At 61.4% G+C, this 20278-nt stretch carries 19 protein-coding genes; 3 read left to right on the top strand and 16 right to left on the bottom strand.

Annotated elements, in window-relative coordinates; translation table 11 throughout:
* Window positions 1-11: 11 nt before the first annotated feature.
* Window positions 12-1430 carry a glutamate--tRNA ligase gene (gltX, locus tag Q8O80_RS05425; protein WP_371136113.1) on the top strand — a complete coding sequence of 473 codons (1419 nt, stop codon included), beginning with the start codon at window positions 12-14 and terminating at the stop codon, window positions 1428-1430.
* Window positions 1431-1586: 156 nt separating this feature from the next.
* On the top strand, window positions 1587-2876 hold the full coding sequence (gltA, locus tag Q8O80_RS05420; RefSeq protein ID WP_305577738.1) for a citrate synthase: 1290 nt from the start codon (window positions 1587-1589) through the stop codon (window positions 2874-2876).
* Here the strand turns inward: gltA and Q8O80_RS05415 are convergent.
* The 15 genes from Q8O80_RS05415 to Q8O80_RS05345 all read right to left on the bottom strand — a co-directional run bounded on the left by Q8O80_RS05415 (window position 2873) and on the right by Q8O80_RS05345 (window position 18690).
* A complete protein-coding gene (locus Q8O80_RS05415) occupies window positions 2873-4003 on the bottom strand; it encodes a lipid-A-disaccharide synthase (RefSeq protein ID WP_305577735.1) in 1131 nt (376 codons plus the stop codon). The two genes, gltA and Q8O80_RS05415, sit on opposite strands and share 4 nt — an antisense overlap.
* A complete protein-coding gene (gene lpxI / locus Q8O80_RS05410; RefSeq protein WP_305577733.1) occupies window positions 3996-4832 on the bottom strand; it encodes a UDP-2,3-diacylglucosamine diphosphatase LpxI domain-containing protein in 837 nt (278 codons plus the stop codon). The genes Q8O80_RS05415 and lpxI overlap by 8 nt, the downstream gene beginning before the upstream one ends.
* Before the next feature lie 8 nt (window positions 4833-4840).
* Window positions 4841-5650: an acyl-ACP--UDP-N-acetylglucosamine O-acyltransferase gene (lpxA, locus tag Q8O80_RS05405; protein ID WP_305577731.1), complete on the bottom strand. Its 810-nt coding sequence runs from the start codon at window positions 5648-5650 to the stop codon at window positions 4841-4843.
* Entirely contained in the window at window positions 5647-6111 is a 465-nt protein-coding gene (gene fabZ / locus Q8O80_RS05400; protein ID WP_305577729.1) for a 3-hydroxyacyl-ACP dehydratase FabZ, read from the bottom strand. Before fabZ ends, lpxA begins: the two co-directional genes overlap by 4 nt.
* Window positions 6108-7136 carry a UDP-3-O-(3-hydroxymyristoyl)glucosamine N-acyltransferase gene (lpxD, locus tag Q8O80_RS05395; RefSeq protein WP_305577727.1) on the bottom strand — a complete coding sequence of 343 codons (1029 nt, stop codon included), beginning with the start codon at window positions 7134-7136 and terminating at the stop codon, window positions 6108-6110. Before lpxD ends, fabZ begins: the two co-directional genes overlap by 4 nt.
* 72 nt (window positions 7137-7208) lie before the next feature.
* Window positions 7209-9344, bottom strand: coding sequence for an outer membrane protein assembly factor BamA (gene bamA, locus Q8O80_RS05390; RefSeq protein WP_305577725.1), 2136 nt, complete (start codon window positions 9342-9344; stop codon window positions 7209-7211).
* Between the two features lie 184 nt (window positions 9345-9528).
* Window positions 9529-10665 carry an RIP metalloprotease RseP gene (gene rseP / locus Q8O80_RS05385; protein WP_305577723.1) on the bottom strand — a complete coding sequence of 379 codons (1137 nt, stop codon included), beginning with the start codon at window positions 10663-10665 and terminating at the stop codon, window positions 9529-9531.
* Between the two features lie 34 nt (window positions 10666-10699).
* Window positions 10700-11560: a phosphatidate cytidylyltransferase gene (locus Q8O80_RS05380; protein WP_305577721.1), complete on the bottom strand. Its 861-nt coding sequence runs from the start codon at window positions 11558-11560 to the stop codon at window positions 10700-10702.
* Entirely contained in the window at window positions 11557-12318 is a 762-nt protein-coding gene (locus tag Q8O80_RS05375) for an isoprenyl transferase (protein WP_305577720.1), read from the bottom strand. Before Q8O80_RS05375 ends, Q8O80_RS05380 begins: the two co-directional genes overlap by 4 nt.
* 27 nt (window positions 12319-12345) lie before the next feature.
* The gene (gene frr / locus Q8O80_RS05370) at window positions 12346-12900 is read right to left on the bottom strand and encodes a ribosome recycling factor (RefSeq protein WP_305577719.1); all 555 of its coding nucleotides are present in this window, start codon (window positions 12898-12900) and stop codon (window positions 12346-12348) included.
* A gap of 26 nt (window positions 12901-12926) precedes the next feature.
* The gene (gene pyrH / locus Q8O80_RS05365; protein ID WP_305577717.1) at window positions 12927-13640 is read right to left on the bottom strand and encodes a UMP kinase; all 714 of its coding nucleotides are present in this window, start codon (window positions 13638-13640) and stop codon (window positions 12927-12929) included.
* Window positions 13641-13842: 202 nt separating this feature from the next.
* The gene (tsf, locus tag Q8O80_RS05360) at window positions 13843-14772 is read right to left on the bottom strand and encodes a translation elongation factor Ts (RefSeq protein WP_305577715.1); all 930 of its coding nucleotides are present in this window, start codon (window positions 14770-14772) and stop codon (window positions 13843-13845) included.
* A gap of 73 nt (window positions 14773-14845) precedes the next feature.
* The gene (gene rpsB / locus Q8O80_RS05355; protein WP_305577713.1) at window positions 14846-15670 is read right to left on the bottom strand and encodes a 30S ribosomal protein S2; all 825 of its coding nucleotides are present in this window, start codon (window positions 15668-15670) and stop codon (window positions 14846-14848) included.
* 505 nt (window positions 15671-16175) lie between these two features.
* Window positions 16176-17525 carry an MFS transporter gene (locus Q8O80_RS05350; RefSeq protein WP_305577711.1) on the bottom strand — a complete coding sequence of 450 codons (1350 nt, stop codon included), beginning with the start codon at window positions 17523-17525 and terminating at the stop codon, window positions 16176-16178.
* A gap of 274 nt (window positions 17526-17799) precedes the next feature.
* Window positions 17800-18690, bottom strand: a complete 891-nt coding sequence (locus tag Q8O80_RS05345) for an AraC family transcriptional regulator (protein ID WP_305577709.1) — start codon at window positions 18688-18690, stop codon at window positions 17800-17802.
* A gap of 138 nt (window positions 18691-18828) precedes the next feature.
* Here Q8O80_RS05345 and Q8O80_RS05340 point away from each other — a divergent pair, with 138 nt between their 5' ends.
* Entirely contained in the window at window positions 18829-19581 is a 753-nt protein-coding gene (locus Q8O80_RS05340; RefSeq protein ID WP_305577707.1) for an SDR family NAD(P)-dependent oxidoreductase, read from the top strand.
* A 103-nt stretch (window positions 19582-19684) separates the two neighbouring features.
* Here Q8O80_RS05340 and Q8O80_RS05335 read toward each other — a convergent pair whose 3' ends face one another.
* Window positions 19685-20194 (bottom strand): DUF6653 family protein, encoded by a 510-nt coding sequence (locus Q8O80_RS05335; protein ID WP_305577705.1) that lies wholly within the window; start codon window positions 20192-20194, stop codon window positions 19685-19687.
* Window positions 20195-20278: the final 84 nt, after the last annotated feature.

Here is a 20278-nt window from a genome sequence, read left to right as displayed (position 1 = left end):
ACTCCGGTCTCATGTCCCAGGTCGTCACCCGTTTCGCCCCGTCGCCCACTGGTTATCTGCACATCGGTGGTGCCCGCACCGCGCTGTTCAGCTGGGCCTTTGCCAAGAACCAGGGCGGCAAGATGCTGCTGCGCATTGAAGACACCGATCGCGAACGCTCGACCGAAGCAGCCGTGACCGCGCTCATCGACGGCCTGAAATGGCTGGGTCTAGACTGGGATGGCGAGCCGATCAGCCAGTTTGGCCGCGCCTCACGCCATGCCGAAGTGGCGCGCGAACTGGTCGCCAAGGGTCACGCCTATTATTGCTACAGCTCGCCAGCCGAACTCGAGCAGATGCGCGAAGAAGCCCGGGCTGCCGGCAAGCCCCCGCGCTATAACGGCTATTGGCGCGACCGCGACCAGAGCGAAGCCCCCGCAGGCGTTGATCCGGTGATCCGCATCAAGGCGCCGCTGAGCGGCGACATCGTCGTCAACGATCATGTCCAGGGACAGGTGGTATTCAAGGCCGAGAACCTTGATGATTTCATCATCATGCGCTCGGACGGTACGCCGACCTATATGCACGCCGTGGTGGTGGACGATCACGATATGGGCGTCACCCACATCATCCGCGGCGATGATCACCTGACCAATGCCGCCCGCCAGATCATCATCTACAACGCCATGGGCTGGCCTGTGCCCGAAATGGCGCACATCCCGCTGATCCATGGCCCCGATGGCGCCAAGCTCAGCAAGCGCCATGGTGCCCTGGGGGTCGAGGCCTATCGCCAGATGGGTTATCTGCCCGAAGCCCTGCGCAATTACCTGGCTCGCCTCGGCTGGAGCCATGGCGATGACGAATTCTTCTCGACCGATCAGATGATCGAGTGGTTCAGCCTGGACGCCCTCAACAAGGGTGCCGCGCGCTTTGACTTCGTCAAGCTCGAGAATATCAACGGCCACTATATCCGTGCTGCCGAGCCCGACTATCTCTGCGACGTCATGTTGGCCACGGCCCGCGAAGTCGGCCGCGACACCGATGTGGCCGGCCTGACGGCCAACCGGGAAACCGTGCTCAGTGCCCTGCCCGAACTGCAGCCGCGCGCCAAGACGGTGCTGGAGCTGATCGATCTGGCCCAGTTCATCTATGCGTCACGACCGCTGTCCATTGATGCGGCCGCGTCGGCACTGCTGACCCCCGATTCACGCGCCGTGCTCGGTGACATGGCCGAGATCCTGCGCAGTCTCAATGACTGGTCCGTGCCGGCCATTGATGCCGCCATGCGCGCTTTGGCCGAAGCCAAGGGGCTCAAGCTGGGCAAGCTGGCACAACCCCTGCGGGCTGCGCTGACCGGACGCACTGTCTCGCCCGGCATTTTTGAAGTTATGGTGCTGATCGGTCGCGACGAAGCCATGGCCCGCCTGGAAGATCAAATCAGCGCTGTCTAGTGCTAATTGCTGGGTAAGCCTTGCTTACCCATTAGTTGCCTCGGGCCAGCAAAAGCTGATACCTGTCCGGGGAAATATGTGACTGCCAAATGCACGGCCCCGACCCTGCCGAAATCCTTTTTCATTCTGGGTTACGGGGCCTTCGAGGAGAGCTGAATGACCGATAAAGTCGCCAAACTCGTCATCGGGGATCAAACCCACGAATTTCCCGTCATGTCTGGCTCGGTTGGTCCCGATGTCATCGACATCCGTACCCTCTACGCCAAGACCGGCATGTTCACCTACGACCCAGGGTTCACCTCGACGGCGGCCTGCGACAGTGCCATCACCTATATCGATGGTGACAAGGGCGAACTGCTCTATCGCGGCTACCCGATTGATCAGCTGTCCGAAAAGAGCTCCTATGTGGAAGTCTGCTATCTGCTGCTCTATGGCGAACTGCCCAACAAGACCCAGCTGGCCGAGTTCGACAAGGTAGTGTCACGCCACACCATGGTGCATGAGCAGATGCACTATTTCTATCGCGGCTTCCGTCGCGATGCGCACCCCATGGCCATCATGACCGGCGTGGTCGGGGCCATGGCCGCATTCTACCACGACTCCACCGACATCTCCGATTCGCGGCAGCGCGAGATTGCCTCGATCCGCATGATCGCCAAGATGCCGACAATTGCGGCAATGGCCTACAAATACTCGGTGGGTCAGCCCTTTGTGTACCCGCGCAACGATCTCGATTACGCGTCGAACTTCCTGCATATGTGCTTCTCGGTTCCGGCCGAGGAATACAAGGTTAACCCGACCATCGCCAAGGCGATGGATCTGATCTTCACCCTGCATGCCGATCACGAGCAGAATGCCTCGACCTCGACCGTGCGTCTGGCCGGCTCGTCTGACGCCAATCCGTTCGCCTGTATCGCGGCTGGCGTGGCCTGCCTGTGGGGCCCCGCCCATGGCGGCGCCAATGAAGCTGCGCTCAACATGCTCAAGGAAATCGGCACTGTTGACCGCATTCCCGAGTTCATCGCCCGTGCCAAGGACAAGAGCGATCCGTTCAAGCTGATGGGCTTTGGCCATCGCGTGTACAAGAACTTCGACCCGCGCGCGACCGTGATGCAGAAGACCGCCAAAGAGGTCCTTGACCTGCTCGGGGTGCACGACAACCCGACGCTGCAAGTGGCTCAGGCGCTCGAGAAGATTGCCCTTGAAGACCCCTACTTCATCGAGCGCAAGCTCTATCCGAACGTGGATTTCTACTCCGGCATCATCCTTGAGGCCATCGGTTTCCCGACCTCGATGTTCACCGTGCTGTTCTCGGTGGCGCGGACTGTCGGCTGGATTTCCCAGTGGAAGGAAATGATCGGCGATCCGCAGAAGAAGATCGGTCGCCCACGCCAGCTCTATAACGGCGCGCCAGCCCGCGACTACATTCCCGTCGACAAGCGCTAGGCGCCCGACCAATAGCTCAGGACCCGGTCTGCCGGGTCCTGACGCGGAAAGTCGGCTTCGCCGCTTTCCATCAAGTCCTCAAGCTCGCCAAAGGCCGCAATCTGGTCCTGGCGGGCTTTTTTGTTATCGAGCAAAGCGCTCAGGCTGGCCACAATCGCCGCTGGATCGGGTCGCGATTGCACCAGTTCGGTCACCGCGTCACGGCCCAGAATGATGTTGGGCAACGAGACCCTTGGCCGGCCCAGCCGTTCAAAGGCCCGCGCCTGATGGCTGTCCATCACATAGCTCACCACCATCGGCACGCGCGCCATGGCCAGTTCCAGCGTTGCTGTGCCGGCCACTGACACTGCCGCAATGGCCCGCCCATAGAGTGCACGACGCTCAGCCCGGTCCGCGACCACTTCGACCGGCAGCGGCCAATCGGCAACCGCCTGGCCAATCCGTGCCGCCAGTGCGGGCAAGGTCGGGATGACGACCCGCTCAAGGGCGCGGTGGCCCGCCAGAGTGTCAATTACCGCACGGAACAGCGGCAAGTGCCGCCTGAGTTCGCCCTCGCGGCTGCCGGGCAGCAGGATCAACGGCCCTGCATCGGGTCCCTCGACATGAGTGAGCCCCTCAGCCAGCGCAGGATGGCCCACATAGCTGGTCGGTGGTCCACCCAGTCTGTGCATCACCGCTGGCTCGAACGGCAGCACGGCCAGCACTTCATCAAACAGGGGCTTGAGTTTGGCGGCCCGCTCGGGCGCCCGGGCCCAGACTGTGGGCGCGGCATAGAGAATGCGTGTGCCCTTATGGCCCAGCGCCTTCAGGCGTTTGGCGACCAGCTTGGAGAAATCCTGTGCATCGACCAGCACCACGACGTCGGGTTGACCGGCCACAATGCGCCGCGCCGTCTGTTCGACCCGCCACAACAGCAAGGGGAGCCGTCGCAGCACATCGCTGATGCCCATCACCGACAGATCGCTCATCGGATAGAGCGAGACCAGCCCCATCGCCTTGAGCTCATCGCCCCCCACGCCGGCAAGTGCCAGGGGCACACGCTGCCGGAGCCGCGCCACCAGATCGGCCGCTATCCGGTCACCCGAGGGTTCACCGGCGACAATGAACAGCTTGAGCGCGCTAGTCATTGTCGATGCCCAGGCCCAGCACCGCCACGCCGTGCTGCTCCGCTGCAACCGACAGCGCATCGCGTTGCAACACCAGGCTCTGCCCGGCCTCGACGGCGATGACCGCTATGCCGGCTGCAGCACAGCCAATAATGGTTTGTGGCCCAATGGCGGGCAAATCGATAAAGGCCGATTGCTGGGGCTGCCGCGCCTTGGCGAGGATCAACGGCGCAGCACCATTGCCGGTCAACCCACGCGACCGCAAAGCCCCGACCCGCTCAATCAGCGCGTCCGTGCCGCCAATATCTTCAACCGCGATAACCCGCCGACCCGAGACGATCGCCGCCTGTCCGATGTCCAGCGCCCCGATGGCTCGGGCCATCTTGAGCGCAAACAATGCTGCTGCCCGGTCGGCAAATGCAGGTCCGGCAATGGCACCATCAGGCGCCAGCAGCTCGGGCGACAATTCATGCACGCCAACCAGATCGGCCCCGGTCATCTTCTTGAGCACCTTGGCCAGAGCCGCCAGCGCGGCGTCACCCACGGCAGTCTCAACCATGCCCTCACCAGCCGGGGCATTGCCATTGGCAAAGCGGATCAGCCCCTCGCGCGCCTTGTCGGGCAGATGAATGCCCCCGGCCAGGGCGATATGGCTGGTTCGAAAAATCTTGAGCGACCAGATGATCCCCAGCGGATTTTCCAGATCGGCGGCAATCATTTTCACCCCGGCAATCGCCGCACGGGGCTCCAGCGTCAGAACCTGGACCTTGTAACCAGCCCGTTGGGCCGCCTCAATGGCGTGGGGGACAAGCTCGCCCGACCCGGCAAAGATCGAGAGCCGACCCGCCACCCTGGCCATCACTCAGCGGACTGGCCGTTGCGCGGCATCAGGATGGGCCGATCGGATGCCGCCATGATGAAGGCGACAACCTCCTGCACCAGTGCATCATCCTTGAACAGACCTGCGGCATCCTCGACCCGCTCACGCAGCGTGCCCTCGTTGGAAAAAATCTGCCGATAGGCCGCGCGCAGGCGATGGATCGCCTCACGATCAAACTTGCGGCGCTTCAGTCCCACCAGGTTCAGCCCCGTCAGCGCGGCGCGGTTGCCCACGGCCATGCCGTAGGGAATGATGTCACCGTCCACCATCGAATGCGCGCCCACAAAGGCATGCGCGCCAACACGGGTGAACTGGTGGACCACGCAGGTGCCGCCAAAAATGACATTGTCGCCAATCTGGCAATGGCCGGCGATGCCAACATAATTGGCCATGATCACGTTATTGCCGATGATCGCATCATGGGCCACATGTGCACTGGCCATGATCAGGCAATCATTGCCGATCCGGGTCAGCATGCCGCCGCCCTCGGTCCCCGGATTGATGGTCACCGACTCGCGAATGGTGCAGTTCTGACCAATCTCGAGCCGCGAGGCTTCACCGTGATATTTCAGGTCCTGCGGTACGTGGCCAACCGAGGCGAACGGAAAAATCCGCGTTCCCGCGCCAACCTCGGTATTGCCCTCAATCGACACATGCGAAACCAGCTCCACATTATCGTGCAGCACGACATTGTCGCCGACAATGCAGAACGGCCCAACCTTGACGCCATCGCCCAGTTGCGCCCCACGACCAACGATGGCTGTTGGATGAACGGACGCAGAGCTCACGAACTCGCCTCGACGATCATTGCGGTAATTTCAGCTTCTGCAATAATCGTCCCGTCAACAATGGCCTCGGCCTTGTAACGGCCGACATTGCGGCGGCGCTGGATCTTGGCAATATGGAACTCGATGACATCGCCAGGACCAGCCGGCTTGCGGAACCTGGCCTTGTCGACGCCCAGCATCAGCACGATGTTTTTCTTGCCGGTATTGGAGTCGTGCTTGATCACGATCGCACCGGCGGTCTGCGCCATGCCTTCAATGATCAACACGCCAGGAAAAATCGGGTCGCCTGGGAAGTGACCTTGAAAAATTGGCTCATTGAACGTGACATTCTTGACGCCCACAGCTGTCTCGTCGCCATTGATCTTGATGATCTTGTCGATCATCAGGAACGGATAACGATGCGGCAGGCTGGTGAGGATCTCGGCAATGCTCATCGCAGTGAGCTCGGTGCTCTCGGTCATCCCCGCTTTTCCCCTTTGGAAAGTTTACGCATGGTGGCGAGTTCTCGCCAAAAATCCCTGATATCCTGAGCAGGCGCCCCGGCAATTTTCGAGCCCTCTGGCCAGTCCTTGGTCACGGCCGCGCGTCCATGCACGACCGAGCCGGCGCCGATGCTCAAATGCCCCGACGTTCCGACACCACCGCCCATCAACACGCCGTCGCCAACAATGGTCGAGCCCGACAGCCCGCTCATGGCCGCAATCAGACAATTGCGGCCTATGCGGCAGTTGTGGCCGATTTGCACGAGGTTGTCGATCTTGGTGCCTTCGCCAATCATCGTGTCGCCCAGCGCACCCCGATCAACGGTCGAATTGGCCCCGATCTCGACCTTGTTCTGGATCAGCACGCGACCCAGCTGCGGCAGCTTCCGGTTGGTCAGGCCAAAATCCAGCCAGCCAAAGCCCTCGGTACCGACCCGGACGCCCGAATGGATCACCACGTCATTGCCGATATGGGCACAGTCGATCGTGCAGCCCGCTGCAATGGTCGTGTTGCGACCAATGGTGACACCGGCCCCAATGACCGTATTGGCCCCGATGATCGTGCCACGGCCGATCTCAACACCCTGCCCGATCACCACATTGGAACCGAGGACCACGTCTGCTTCGAAAATCGGCTCGCCGAGATCGTCTCGTCCGCCGGCAATCACGCTTCGCGTGCTGTCCGGGTAGAAATAGTCGAGCATATCGGCGAACAGATGATGCGGCTTGTCGCTGACCAGCGCCAGACATCCCTCCGGCACCGCATCACGCAGCGCCGGCAGCACGATGACCATGCCCGCCCCGGTAATCCGCAGTTCCTCTGTGTAACTGGCATGAGCCGCCAGGGCCAGATCGCTGGGACCGGCCAGCACAAGGTCGGAAACACCATCAATGGTGAAGTCGGGATCAGCAAAACCCGTTAGCAGGTCGTCGCGCCCAAGCGCGGCCAAAACAGTGCCGACCGTTGCGGGGCCGACGAAGCGATGAAAACGAATATCGACCATGATGTCACTTAAAAGCATTGAGCCGCGGCGCTACCGCCCCGCGGCTCAATGAACTGTTGTACGGCAATACGGCTAGAGCAGTGTCTGCAACGATAGCTGGAACACCTGGGTCCGGTCCGAAGTCGACTTGTTCAGCACGTGAGCAAAGTCACCACGCAGCGGACCGAACGGGCTGTCCCAGATCAGCGACGCGCCGATCGAGGTGCGCCATGGCACGTCCTGGCTGCCAGGATCGACATTGGACAACGCCGCTGTGCCAGTGCCAATCCGCGGCAGGCCGTCAACCCAGGCCGCATCGGCCCAGATGGCGCCGCTCAGCCCGTAGCTCTCCGGCACGGCCGGGAGCGGGAAGTTCAGCTCCGCCGAGACACCGGCATACATCGTCGCACCGAGATATTCGCCGCTCTGCAGGCGCGGCCCAAGGCCACGGCCTTCGAAACCACGGATCAGCTGGGTACCAGGATTGAACGCTTCAACAGCATGGACGCCATTGCCGCTCATATCGTTGATCACGCCGGCCTGGCCCTTCAAGCTGGCAACAATCCCACTGTCTTCGATCACCGGCACGAAATAGCGCGCCCGGGCTTCCGACTTCAGCAGATTGTGGTCCCAGCCAATGTACTGCTGCGTAAAGGTTGCATACAGCCCGGTGGTTGGCTTCTTGAGGTCGTCCACGCCATTCCAGGTGAGGGAGTAACCAATAAACGCCTTGGTGAACTCCTGACCATCGACCACCAATGACGACTGATGGGCCGGATTGTCCTTATTGTCGGCAATCACCTTGTACTCGCCACCGGCGAACACGGTTGACGACAGATCAGAGGTCAGCGGGATGCCGAGGCGCAACTGGCCACCGGTCGCCTGCGAACCATAGAACGAGCTTGTCGTTTCTTCGGTGATGCGATGATAGGCATCCAGACCAGCCGACACCTTGAGACCCATGAAGCGCGGCTCGGTGAACGAGAAGTCAAACGTCCGGCCAGCCTGCGAAGCGCCAATGGCGGCCCGCACATACTGCCCACGACCCAGGAAGTTGCGCTCGGTCAGCGAGATTTCGCCCAGAATGCCGTCCACCGTCGAGTAACCCGCAGTGGCGCCATATTCACCGGTCGACTTCTCAACCACCGCAACATTGATCACTACCTTGTCCGGCGCCGAGCCGGCAGCTGTGGTCACATTGACGGCTGAGAAAAAGCCCAGATCGTCAATGTTGCTGCGACCGCGAACCACGAGTGCACGATTGAAGGGGTCGCCTTCAGCGAACTCCAGTTCGCGACGGATGACGAAGTCGCGAGTCTTGGTATTGCCGGTAATGTTGACCCGCTCGACATAGACGCGCGGACCTTCATCGACCAGATAGGTCACCTTGAAGGTACCGTTGGCCACATCACGATCCAGGCGTGCCCGGACGTCAGCGAAGGAATAGCCCTGCGTGGTCGCCTCATAGGACATGTCTTCGATGGTCGACTGCAGATCGCTAACCGAATAGCGACGCCCCTCGCCCGTCTTCACCGCGCCACGAAGAGCATCGGTGTTCAGGCCGGCAATGCTGGTCTCGATACCAACATCGGCAAACTCGTACTTCTGACCTTCATTGATCGTGAAGTTGATGAAATAGGCATTGCGCGCCGCATCATACTCGCCCACCGAGGTCACCTGTGCGTCAGGGTACCCACGATTGGCGTAATACAACCGGACACGCTCGCGATCGACAGCCAGCTTCTGCTCGTCATAGCCGTCATCCTTGAACAGCCAGCTCAGAATGCCGGTTTCCTTGGTCAGCAGCGCGCCCTTGATGTTGCCGGACGAGATTGCATTGTTGCCAGTGAAGTTGATCGCCGCGATACCCGCGCGATTGCCTTCATTGACGACGAACACCACGCGAACGCGGCCATCAGCGATGGACTCGACGCGCGACGTCACCGCCACGGACAGATAACCCTCACGGTCATAGGCCTGACGAATGCTCTCGATATCGGAAGCCAGCCGCTGCTGGCTGAAAATGCCAGAGGAAGAGACATTGACCATGTCCAGGAGCTGCGCGTCGCTGAAGCGCCGATTGCCCTCAAACAGCACCGAGCCTACCAATTGCTCCTGCGCCTGCACGGTCGCCACACCCACCAGTGGAATGCCGGGACCTGCGATCGAAGCTACGCCCAGCATCGCTAGCGCCAGGAAAGCGCCGCGCATCAACTTGGTGTGGATCATATTATACTGCCTTCTTCGACCATGCCCGAGAAATCGCCATGCATAGCGCGCCCCCCAGCTTAATTCCATTGCACCGTTTTACCGCCTTTTTAACCAAGGACAAGGCGTAAGCCTCGTCGCGGTTAGCAAATGCTTGGTGCTCTTGTATTCCTGCAACACCTTACGAACCAAGGTTAACACAGCGTTAACGCAAGATTCCCAAGTAGGCAAAAACTGTATCATTAAAGAGCGTAAACACCATCAAGCTCAGGACAAGGGCAAATCCGATGCGGAAGCCAATTTCCTGAATTTTGATGCTGAGCGGACGCCCCCTCACTGCTTCAACCAAATAGTACATGAGATGGCCGCCGTCGAGCATAGGAACCGGCAAAAGATTGAAGATACCGATATTTAGCGAGAGCAAAGCCGTCAGATTTATGAGTGCGATGATTCCCAGGGTCGCAACCTCCCCGGAAACCTTGGCCACCTTGACCGGACCACCCAGTTGTTCCACGTCACCGCGACCGACAAAGAAGTCGCCCAGAAAGGCGGCTGTCCGCTGCACGATGAAGCGAATTTCTTCGGTGGTCATGCCGATCGCCTCGATCGGTCCCGGCCGGTACAGCGTCACGTCCGTTTGTTCAACGTCCCGGCTCACCCCGATTCGCCCAATTTTCTGGGTATTGCCGAACCGGTCCTGCACCTCCACCGCCTCGGGCACCAGTACCAGCTTCTCCACCCTGTCGGCGCGCTCCAGTTCGATGCTCACCGCCCGTTCCGGACTGGTGGCAACCAGACGCTGGAAATCCTCGAAGCCGCGCACCGCATAGCCATCCACCGAGACGATGATATCGCCCGGCTCCAACCCTGCCGCCTGCGCCGGCGAATCCGCAATGACTGCCCCCACCACCGGCGGGATGGTGTAGCGCCCATAACCCAGCAGCAGCGCGTACAGGATCAGGAAGGTCAGGATGACATTGGCAACCGGCCCGGCCAGCACCACCGCAATGCGCTGCCACACATTCTTGTTGGCAAACAGCCGTGGCGCCAGTTCCGGATCGGCCTTTTCTATGGCCTCCCGGTCCGGCGTGCTGGCTGGATCCATATCGCCGACAAAGCGCACATAGCCGCCCAGCGGGATTGCCGAGATCCGCCAGCGTGTGCCCTGCTTGTCATTCCAGCCAATCAGTTCCTGGCCGAAGCCGATCGAAAAGGTCTGGATGGCAATGCCGTTCCAGCGGGCGACCAGATAGTGGCCCATTTCGTGCACGAACACGATCACGGTCAGCACCGCCAGAAACGGCACGACATAGGAGAGCAGCCAATAGATGAATTCGAACATTGTCTTCCTTGTGCAGCCGGCGCGTGAGGCCAGCCTACCAGTAGAGCAGTCCCTCGGCGACTGAACCGAAGCCGGAATGCAGGGTGCCGATCAAGAGCACCAGCAACACGCCAAATGTGAGGCTGTCCAGCCGATCCATCAACCCGCCATGGCCCGGAATGATATCGCCGCTGTCCTTGATGCGGAAATGCCGTTTGACGGCACTCTCGCTCAAATCTCCCGCCTGTCCCAGCACGCTGATGACTGCCGACAGCACCAGACCGATCCACCAGGGCGAATCCGTCGCCAGCACCCAGACCACCAGCCCTGCCCCGGTCCCCAGCGCCAGGCCGCCCAGCGCGCCCGACCAGGTCTTGCCCGGCGAAATATCGGGGGCCAGTTTCTCGCCGCCCATCTGCCGGCCGGTGAAGAAGGCGGCAGAATCGGTCATCCACACCACCGTGCCCAGATACAGCCCGGCCCAGACCCCGGCCATGCTGTCGCCGCGCATCACCAGCGCCGCAAGGATGATGGCACCAAACAGCACCAGGCCCAGCACCCGCCACCAGACGCCCTCGCCGCGCGCCGCAATGGCAACCACGCAAGCCAGCCCGATCACGGCGACACTGCCCAACACGCCCCATAGCGGAAAGACCAGTCCCGACAGCGCCAGCAAGCCGATCAGCACCATGCCGATCGGGCTCAGGGGCGCGCGCGAGACCATGGTTTCCCATTCGCGGTAAGCGCCGGCAAACACCGCGCCAACTACGGCGGCGAAGAAATAGCCGCCGACGAACAGTGCCGTTGCCGTCAGCGCGATCATCACCAGCGCCGAAATCAGCCGGGGTCCCAGATCGTGCCAGAGATGGCGGCGCGGGCTGGGAACAACCGTCACAGATTTATTGGGTTCGCTCACTTTTGCGCCGTTCCTATGCCGCCGAAGCGCCGATCGCGCCGCGAAAATGTCTCAAGCACCCGCACAAAGCTGGCTTCATCAAAATCGGGCCAGTGCTCATCGACAAAAACGAACTCGGCATAAGCCGCCTGCCACAGCAGGAAATTGGAAATGCGCTGTTCGCCACTGGTGCGAATGATCAGATCGGGATCCGGCAGTCCCGCCGTATATAGCGCTGCGTCGATAGTGGCCTCGCAAATATCGTCGGCCAACAGGCGTCCCGCGGCAACCTCGCGCGCAATCCGGCGGGTCGCCTCGGCAATCTCGGCCTTGGCGCCGTAATTGAAGGCCACCACCAGCACCAGCCCGGTATTGCCGGCCGTCTTGGCCTCGACATCGTCGATCACCCGCACCAGAGAGGGCTCCAGGCCCTCGCGCGTACCAATGATCCGTACCTTCACATTGTTGCGGATCAGCCGCTGCAGATCGGATGCAACGAAGCGGCGCAGAAGATTGAAAATGAAAGCAACCTCTTCGCGCGGCCGCGTCCAGTTCTCGGATGAGAAACTGAACACCGTCAGGTGCTTCACGCCGTAATTGATGCACAGTTCGACCAGATTGCGCAGCGCCTTGACGCCCTCGATATGGCCCTCGGTCCGCCGCTTGCCACGCGCAACTGCCCAGCGTCCATTGCCATCCATGATGACGCCGAGATGCTCTGGCACGCGCATAGGCGCGTGCTGCACAGGATCTGCTGCGATGGCCGGATCAATAGACATCTACGCCCTCCAGCGCAGCGGGCTGTCTCAAACCTGCATGATTTCGGCTTCTTTGGCCGCAACAACCTGATCGATCTCGGTAACGGCAGCATCCGTGGCCTTTTGCACCAGATCGGACTGGGCGCGCACGTCATCCTGTCCCAGATCACCGTCTTTTTCGGCCTTCTTGAGCGCGTCCATGCCATCGCGACGGATGTGCCGCACCGCGACGCGCGCCGCTTCGGCATAATTGTGGGCGACCTTGGTCAGTTCGCGACGACGCTCTTCATTGAGCTCGGGCAGCGGCACGCGAATGATCTGCCCCTCACCCATCGGATTGAGCCCCAGACCGCTATCGCGAATGGCCTTTTCAACCGCATTGGCCATGCTGCGATCCCACACCTGCACGCTGAGCATGCGGGCCTCGGGGACGGTGACGGTAGCGACCTGGTTGAGTGGCATGCGCGACCCGTAGGCCTCCACGGTCACCGGCTCCAGCAGGCTGGCGCTGGCACGGCCGGTGCGCAAGCCCATCAATTCGTCCCGCAGGGACGCAATCGACTTCTGCATGCGGGTTTTGAGGTCGTCCAGGTTATAGGCCATTCTTTCGTCCTTCCAGTCCAGATCGGCTAGCCAACGCGCGTCGAACGGGCAGTCCCCGCCAGCACGCCAGCCAGGCCAGCTTCGTCGTCAAGTGCATATACGATTATCGGCAAGCCATTGTCGCGGGCAAGCGCGAATGCTGCAGTATCCATGACCTTGAGATTGCGGCCAATGACTTCATCATAGCTCACCGTTTCATAGCGGGTGGCGTTGGGATCGGTCTTGGGATCGGCTGAATAGACGCCATCCACCTTGGTCCCCTTGAGCAGAACATCGCAATCGAGCTCGATGGCCTTGAGCGCTGCGGCAGTATCGGTGGTGAAGAACGGATTGCCGGTGCCGCCGGCGCACACCACCACAAAGCCCTCATCAAGCGCCGCCTTGGCCGCGCGGGCGGTGAAGCTGTCGGCCACCGATGGCATGTTGAGCGCCGAGAACACCTTGGACTTCATGCCCTGCCGGGTGATGGCATTGCTCAGGGCCAGCGAATTGATCACCGTGCCCAGCATGCCCATCAGATCGGCGGTCACCCGGTCGGTACCATTGGCGGCCACGGCCATGCCGCGGAAAATATTGCCAGCCCCGATCACGATAGCGATCTGCGTACCGTTTTTGGCGGCATCAGCGACCTGCTTAGCGACGGACTGCAGAAATTCAGGTTCAATACCGAACGATTGGTCTCCGGCCAGCACCTCACCCGATACCTTGAGCAAAATGCGTTTGTAGGCAGGCACCATCATCGAACCCCTTGCGGAAAAAACGGCGGGGCACCGAATCCGGCAGCCCTGCAGACACTAAGGCAAAAGCGCCTTCAAAAGAAAGCGCGACGCCAGTTGAAACGAATTCAGACAGAGTTTTGTGCTCAATCCCGGGCCAAAACATGGCCGAGCGGGAGAACGGCGGGCAGGCCCTTGGGCCCACCCGCAATGTTGTGGGGCGTGACTAGTTCTTCACGCCGGCAGTGGCAGCGACTTCAGCGGCGAAGTCGCTCTCGGCCTTCTCGATGCCCTCGCCCAGGGCAAAGCGCACAAAGCGGGTCAGCTTGATCGGCGCGCCAACATCCTTTTCGGCGTTCTTGATGGCGTCGGCGACCTTGGTCTCGCCGTCGATCACAAACACCTGGCTGAGCAGCGTGACTTCTTCGAAGTACTTGCGCATCCGGCCTTCGACCATCTTTTCGGCGATCTCGGCGGACTTGCCGCTTTCCTTGACCTGCTCGAGAATGATGGCACGCTCGCGCGCCACCACATCCTGATCCAGTTCGTCGGTCGAAATCGCCTGCGGCTGGGCCGCCGCGATGTGCATCGCCAGCTGCTTGCCGAGAGCCGACAGCGCAGCCTTGTCGCCGCTCGATTCCAGCGCCACCAGAATGCCGATCTTGCCCAGGCCGGCCTTGACGGCGTTGTGGACATAGCTTTCCACCACGCCATCCGTGACCGAAACGATCGCGGTGCGGCGCAGATTCATGTTCTCGCCGATCTTGGCGATGGCGTCGTTCAGTTCGGCCGAAACCGAATTGGCCGAGCCAGGGAACGGCATGTCGGCCAGCTTGGCGACATCGCCATTGGCGTCCAGCGCCAGCTTGGCAATGGTGCCGACAATGTCCTGGAACTGCTCGTTGCGGGCAACGAAATCGGTTTCCGAGTTCACTTCGACAGCGGCAGCGCTGGTGCCGGCGGTAGCAATGCCAACCAGACCTTCAGCGGCAACGCGGTCGGCCTTCTTGGCAGCCTTGGCCAGGCCACGGGTGCGCAACCAGTCGATTGCCGCTTCCATGTCGCCATTGGTTTCAGCCAGGGCCTTCTTGCAGTCCATCATCCCGACGCCAGTCGAGTCGCGGAGCTGCTTGACCATTCCTGCAGTGATTTCCATGGTGTCACCTCTTGGCGGCCCCATCACCGGGGCCGCATGGTTCAAATCAGTACAATGTTCGCCAATAGCGAACTTAGTTGACGGTTGGCTCTGCGGCCGGTGCTGCAGCGGCAGGCTCTGCGGCAGCAGGCGCTTCCGGAGCGGCTTCAACCGGCAGCTCTTCAGCCGGTGTACGCTCGGTGGCGCCGGCATCCGCACCGAAATCCGACGACGAACGGGCAATACCATCGATGGCCGCCTTGGCGATCAGCGAGGTGTACAGCTCCAGCGCGCGCGAGGCATCGTCATTGCCGGGGATGGCATAGTCGACCGTGTCGGGATCGCAATTGGTATCGACGATGGCAATAACCGGAATCCCCAGACGACGGGCTTCCTTGATCGCATTGGCTTCCTTGTTCGTGTCGATCACGAACAACAGCGATGGCAGGTTGCCCATGTCCTTGATGCCGCCCAGATCACGCTCCAGGCGCTCACCTTCGCGGCTCATCATCAGACGTTCCTTCTTGGTGCGCAGGGCGAGCTGGTCCTCGCTCATGCCTTCCAGCTCGCGCAGGCGAGCGATGGACTTGGAAATCGTCTGCCAGTTGGTCAGCGTGCCGCCGAGCCAGCGCGAGTTCACAAAATACTGGGCGGACTGCTTGGCAGCCTCGGCCACCAGGGGGGCAGCCTGACGCTTGGTGCCAACGAACAGCAGACGGCCGCCATCAGCAACCGTGTCGCTGACCAGCTGCAGCGCGCGGCTCAGTGCCGGCACGGTCTGGCTCAGATCGAGAATGTGGATGTCGTTGCGAACGCCGAAAATGTGGCGTTCCATCTTGGGGTTCCAGCGGTGCTTCTGGTGACCAAAGTGAACGCCAGCTTCGAGCAATTGACGCATAGAAAAATCGGGCAGTGCCATGATGGCTGCTCCTTGTTTACCGGTTGATGCCTCCACGAAGCCTTGCGACGGTATCCCGCCACCGGATGGCATTTCGGTTTCCCGAAACACCTGCCTCGTGTGTGAAATCGCGCTGACACGCAGTCAAACGCATGCGCGCTATAGGCGAAGACCGGCACAAAGGCAAGCGCAAGCGCCGCCTGCGACGCGGGTATCGGACAAGACGGACTCCGAGACGGCTTTCGCCTCTTGAGTAAAATAAAATGAGACGAGAGCCGTCTCGGAGCGCTGGTTTTTGGAACTGTCCGGCGGCATGGGGGTCGCTCGCCCCCTCACGGCCGGACTTGGAACCTGTGGAAGAGGCGCCTCCCACCCAGCTCACCCCACCACTGTTCGCCTGCAGGCCGCCGTGTGGGGTGATGGCGGCAGTATGCGCGCGGATTTGGCTGCGGGGATAAGATGGGCACATTCGGCATCGCGGGGTGGCGTCCTGCCGGCGTCGAACAGGTAACCGTACGCTTACGGATCAGGCGGGGTTGGCCACCGCCGCGCTCCCGCCCGCATCGTCATCGTCCTTGCCCGCGGCATAGGCGCGCGACAGGTCGCGATAGGGCCGCGAATTGAAGGCGATCACCGTCACCAGCACACCGACCATGCCGGCCAGGGTGAACACCAGCGCCATGCCCCGGTCGGGACCGGTACCGAACCAGCTGCCGATCGATTGCGCCCCTGCCCCGTCGGTCATGAACGGGATCACCACGAACTGGGTGAGCGGTCCGATCAGGAACGCGGTCAGGGGCGAGGCGGATTGCTCCACCGACTGGGCAAAGCCGAACACGCGCCCCTGCCGTTCCAGCGGCACTACCTTCTGCAGCGTCGTGTGTTCGGCCGCCTCGGCATAGGGCCCCAGCAGCATCCAGACGAAACAGCCTGCGGCCAGCAGCCAGATCGAGGATTGCAGCGTGAAGACGCAGCAGGCGGACCAGGTGATCAGGTTCACCAGCAGCAGCGTGCGGAGCGGGTTCTTGCCCAGCCCGGTGCGGGAGATGATGATACCGCTCAGGATAAAGGCGGTGGACAGCACGCCGAACAGCAGGCCCCAGACCTCGACGCTCACCAGCGACAAGCCATAGGCGTCGAGCAGCGCCATGAAGATGCCACCCAGGAAGTTGTTGAAGCAGGCAAAAAAGATCAGGGCAAACAGCCCCGGCACGGCGGCGATCACGCCGATCGTGCCGGCGATATCGACGCGCCTGGGTTCGGCCGGCTGATCGGCGCTCGGCGCCACGCGTCCCTCGTCGATGCGCACCAGACCAAGATGCAGCAGGACCAGGACTGTGCTGACCAGGGCCAGGCTGATCACGCCCAGCATGCCGGTATAGGCGACCAGAAAGCCGGAAATAACCGAGGTGGTGAGAAAGCCGATGCCCGAGACCATGCCGACCAGGCCATTGGCCTTGTCGCGTTCGCCTTCCGGAATAAGGATCGTCACCAATGTGGTCAGGGCGATGGAGCGGATATTGCCGGCAATGACCCCCAGCATCACCAGCAGCACGAAGCCCCAGAGATAGGGGCCATAAGGGTCGGTAAAGGCGCCTTCCGGCTCCAGCAGCAGGATGACAAGGCTTGCCCCATAGAACAGCGCCGAGACCAGGCTCGAGCCCAGCATCGCCATCTTCTTGGCATTGTGATCGACGATCGAGCCGAACCAGAAGCCGAAACCCGCGGTGAATACCAGATAGACGCCGGCGATCATGCCGGTCGCGAACACCGACTGGGTTTCAATGAAGGTCCAGAACGTAATGGCGAACCAGACGGTGAAATTGGTGATATTGGCCACGAGGTTATTGGCCAGGATTTGGTGAAACGGCTTCATCTTTCGGCCTCGTTCCTGCGGTCGCGCGCTATGCGGGCGGGCAATTGCTGAGTGTAGCTGTGCGCCGGCAGACTGACGAGATGTGTCAGCAGCCGGCACCATAGCGACGAGCAGCAAAGGGCGTTTTCGACATGTTGGCGCGAAGGGGGGCCGCGTATGCCGATGATGTCGGGATGACAGGCGACAACGCAGGGAGCTGCCAGCCTGACGGTGCGAACGGAAAAGGCGGAGGACGGGCTCCTGGCAGTCGCGCATCCTACCCGAACGACACCATCTAGGCAGAGCGCGCCTGCGACCGGGCCGATCGGAGGTCCCGGGCCGGTGATTGTCCGAACAGCCGGCCATATTCGCGGGTAAATTGGGGGATGCTCTCATAGCCAACGGCATAGGCCGCATTGCTGATGGCAGCGCCCTCGGCCATCAGCATTCGGCGCGCTTCGATCAGCCGGAACTGCTTTTGAAACTGCAGCGGCGTCAGCGACGTCACGGCCCGGAAATGGTCATGGAAGGACGAGGTGCCCATGCCTGCAGCCTTTGCCAGCTGCTCGACCGGCAGCACGTCGGCATGGCGTTCGCGAATGATCGCTACGGCACGGCGGATGCGCTGGACATGGCTGTCGCTGACACCAAGCGCCCGGATGGCACCACCATGGCGTCCGGAGAGCAGCCAGAAGTGGAGCTCGCGAACAAGCTGGTTCTGCAGGACCGACAGTGAGGCCGGGCGATTGATCAGCCGCATCAGACGCAGAGCCGCATCAGCCACCTCTGCATCGGTGGGATCGACGCGAACCGGCTGACCAGCCACGAATGGCGACGAGCCGATCTCCTCGACCAGGGTCGCGATGACGGACGGATTCAGGTCGACGATCAGGGAATAGTAGGGTTCGGCGGCATTGGCCCGGGTGACCTGGCTGACGGTCGGCACATCGGCGGTGATGAGCAGCGAGTCCCCAGCACCGAAGTCGTAGGTGTCGCTACCCTGCATAACCCGTTTATTGCCCTGCAATACCAAGGCGACCATGGGCGAATTGATGGCGAACTGCAGGGCCGTCGGAACCAGTTCCCGAACGATCGTCAGGCCGGGTATGGGCGTCCTGGCTATGCCCACCGCGTCGGTGTGGATCGAAGCAAAGCGATGGACGGCGGCGAGCAGGGTATTTTCCATAACAAAACTCTAGTGCCAGGTGCTGACGACCACAACCGGCATTGGAGGATTAGGCAAGACAAGTCGAGTTTCGGGCAACCGGCGCGTCTTCAGCCGGGCAATAACGCCTTCCATCAATCGCAACGGAAGGACATCTCCATGACAACCATATCCATCGTCACCGGCGCCAGCCGCGGCCTGGGTCGCAACACGGCCCTCAATATCGCCCGCATGGGCGGCGACGTCATCCTGACCTATCGCAACGGCCAGGAGAATGCCGAGCGCGTGGTCGCCGAGATCGCGGCTCTTGGCCGCAAAGCCGTGGCCCTGCAGCTCGATACCGGCGTCGTCGCCAGCTTCCCGGCCTTTGTCGAGAAGGTGCGCGCGATCCTTGCCTCCTGGGAACGTGACGGCTTCGATCACCTCGTCAACAATGCCGGGCATGGTGAGATGGCAATGCTTGCCGAAACCACCGAGGCCCAGTTCGACGCCCTGTTCGACGTGCATGTAAAGGGCGTGTTCTTTCTCACTCAGGCGCTGTTGCCCCTAGTGGTCGATGGCGGTCGGATCGTCAATTTCTCGAGTGGGCTGACCCGCGTCTCCAGCCCAGGTTTTTCAGCTTACTCCGCTGCCAAGGGCGCCGTCGAAATCATGACGCTCTATATGGCCAAGGAACTGGGCAGCCGCGGCATTACCGCCAACACCATTGCGCCCGGCGCGATCGAGACGGATTTCCTGGGTGGGGTCGTGCGCGATACGCCGGCCTACAAGGAAGCCTTTGCCGCCATGATCGCCCTGGGCCGCGTGGGCCTGCCGGACGATATCGGGCCAGCCGTCGCCAGCCTGCTGCAGCCCGCCAACCGCTGGGTCACCGCGCAGCGGATCGAAGTTTCGGGCGGCCAGAACATCTAGCCATACCGACAGGCACGGTCGTCGCGACCCAGGCGACGACCGTGCCACCTCGGCCAATGCGGTCGATCCATTCGCGACAATTTGGAGTTGCGTGACAAACGCACTAGTAGCACCAGCGCTGATAGGCCGGGTTCTCGACCTTCATGTCCTCGAACAGCCAAACCATCCTGTCCAGAAACCAAGTCTTGGCGAGGATGACGCCGCCGATTCCGGCAAGGGTCGGCCAAGCCTCCAGCATGGCCAGTCCGTAGATCGCTAGCAGCGAAGTTGAACCGTTGAGGATCGACAGCAGCAATGCCGCCTGTCGATGCCCGGCAGGAATGGGAATCAGCTTGCGATTCAACCATACCCGTTCACCGAGCACCGCCTTAGACGCCCAATTGTCTGTTGAGTTGGGCTTTGGGAAAATCCTGGGATTGGCCCAGATCCAAAGCATGGCGGCGGCAATTGGCAGCAGCGACCACCATCCGAGCCAGATGCGACTCCATATCCCCATGGCGAGCAGCGGCAGGCCCAGATAGCGCGTATAAACGCTCAGGGGATTGGCATGACGTTGCCATGTGGCGTCATCCATCGACATGATGCGTTCCGCGATACTGTCATTGCCACTCATGCTGACGCTCCCTGCTTCGCGAAAATCCCGAAACCTGCAACAGACAAGATCAGGGGACAAGAACCACCTGCAAGGTCCGCTTCA

It is taken from the genome of Devosia sp. (assembly GCF_030689745.1).
GTDB lineage: Bacteria > Pseudomonadota > Alphaproteobacteria > Rhizobiales > Devosiaceae > Devosia > Devosia alba.
This window is presented reverse-complemented; position numbering and strand designations above follow the sequence as displayed.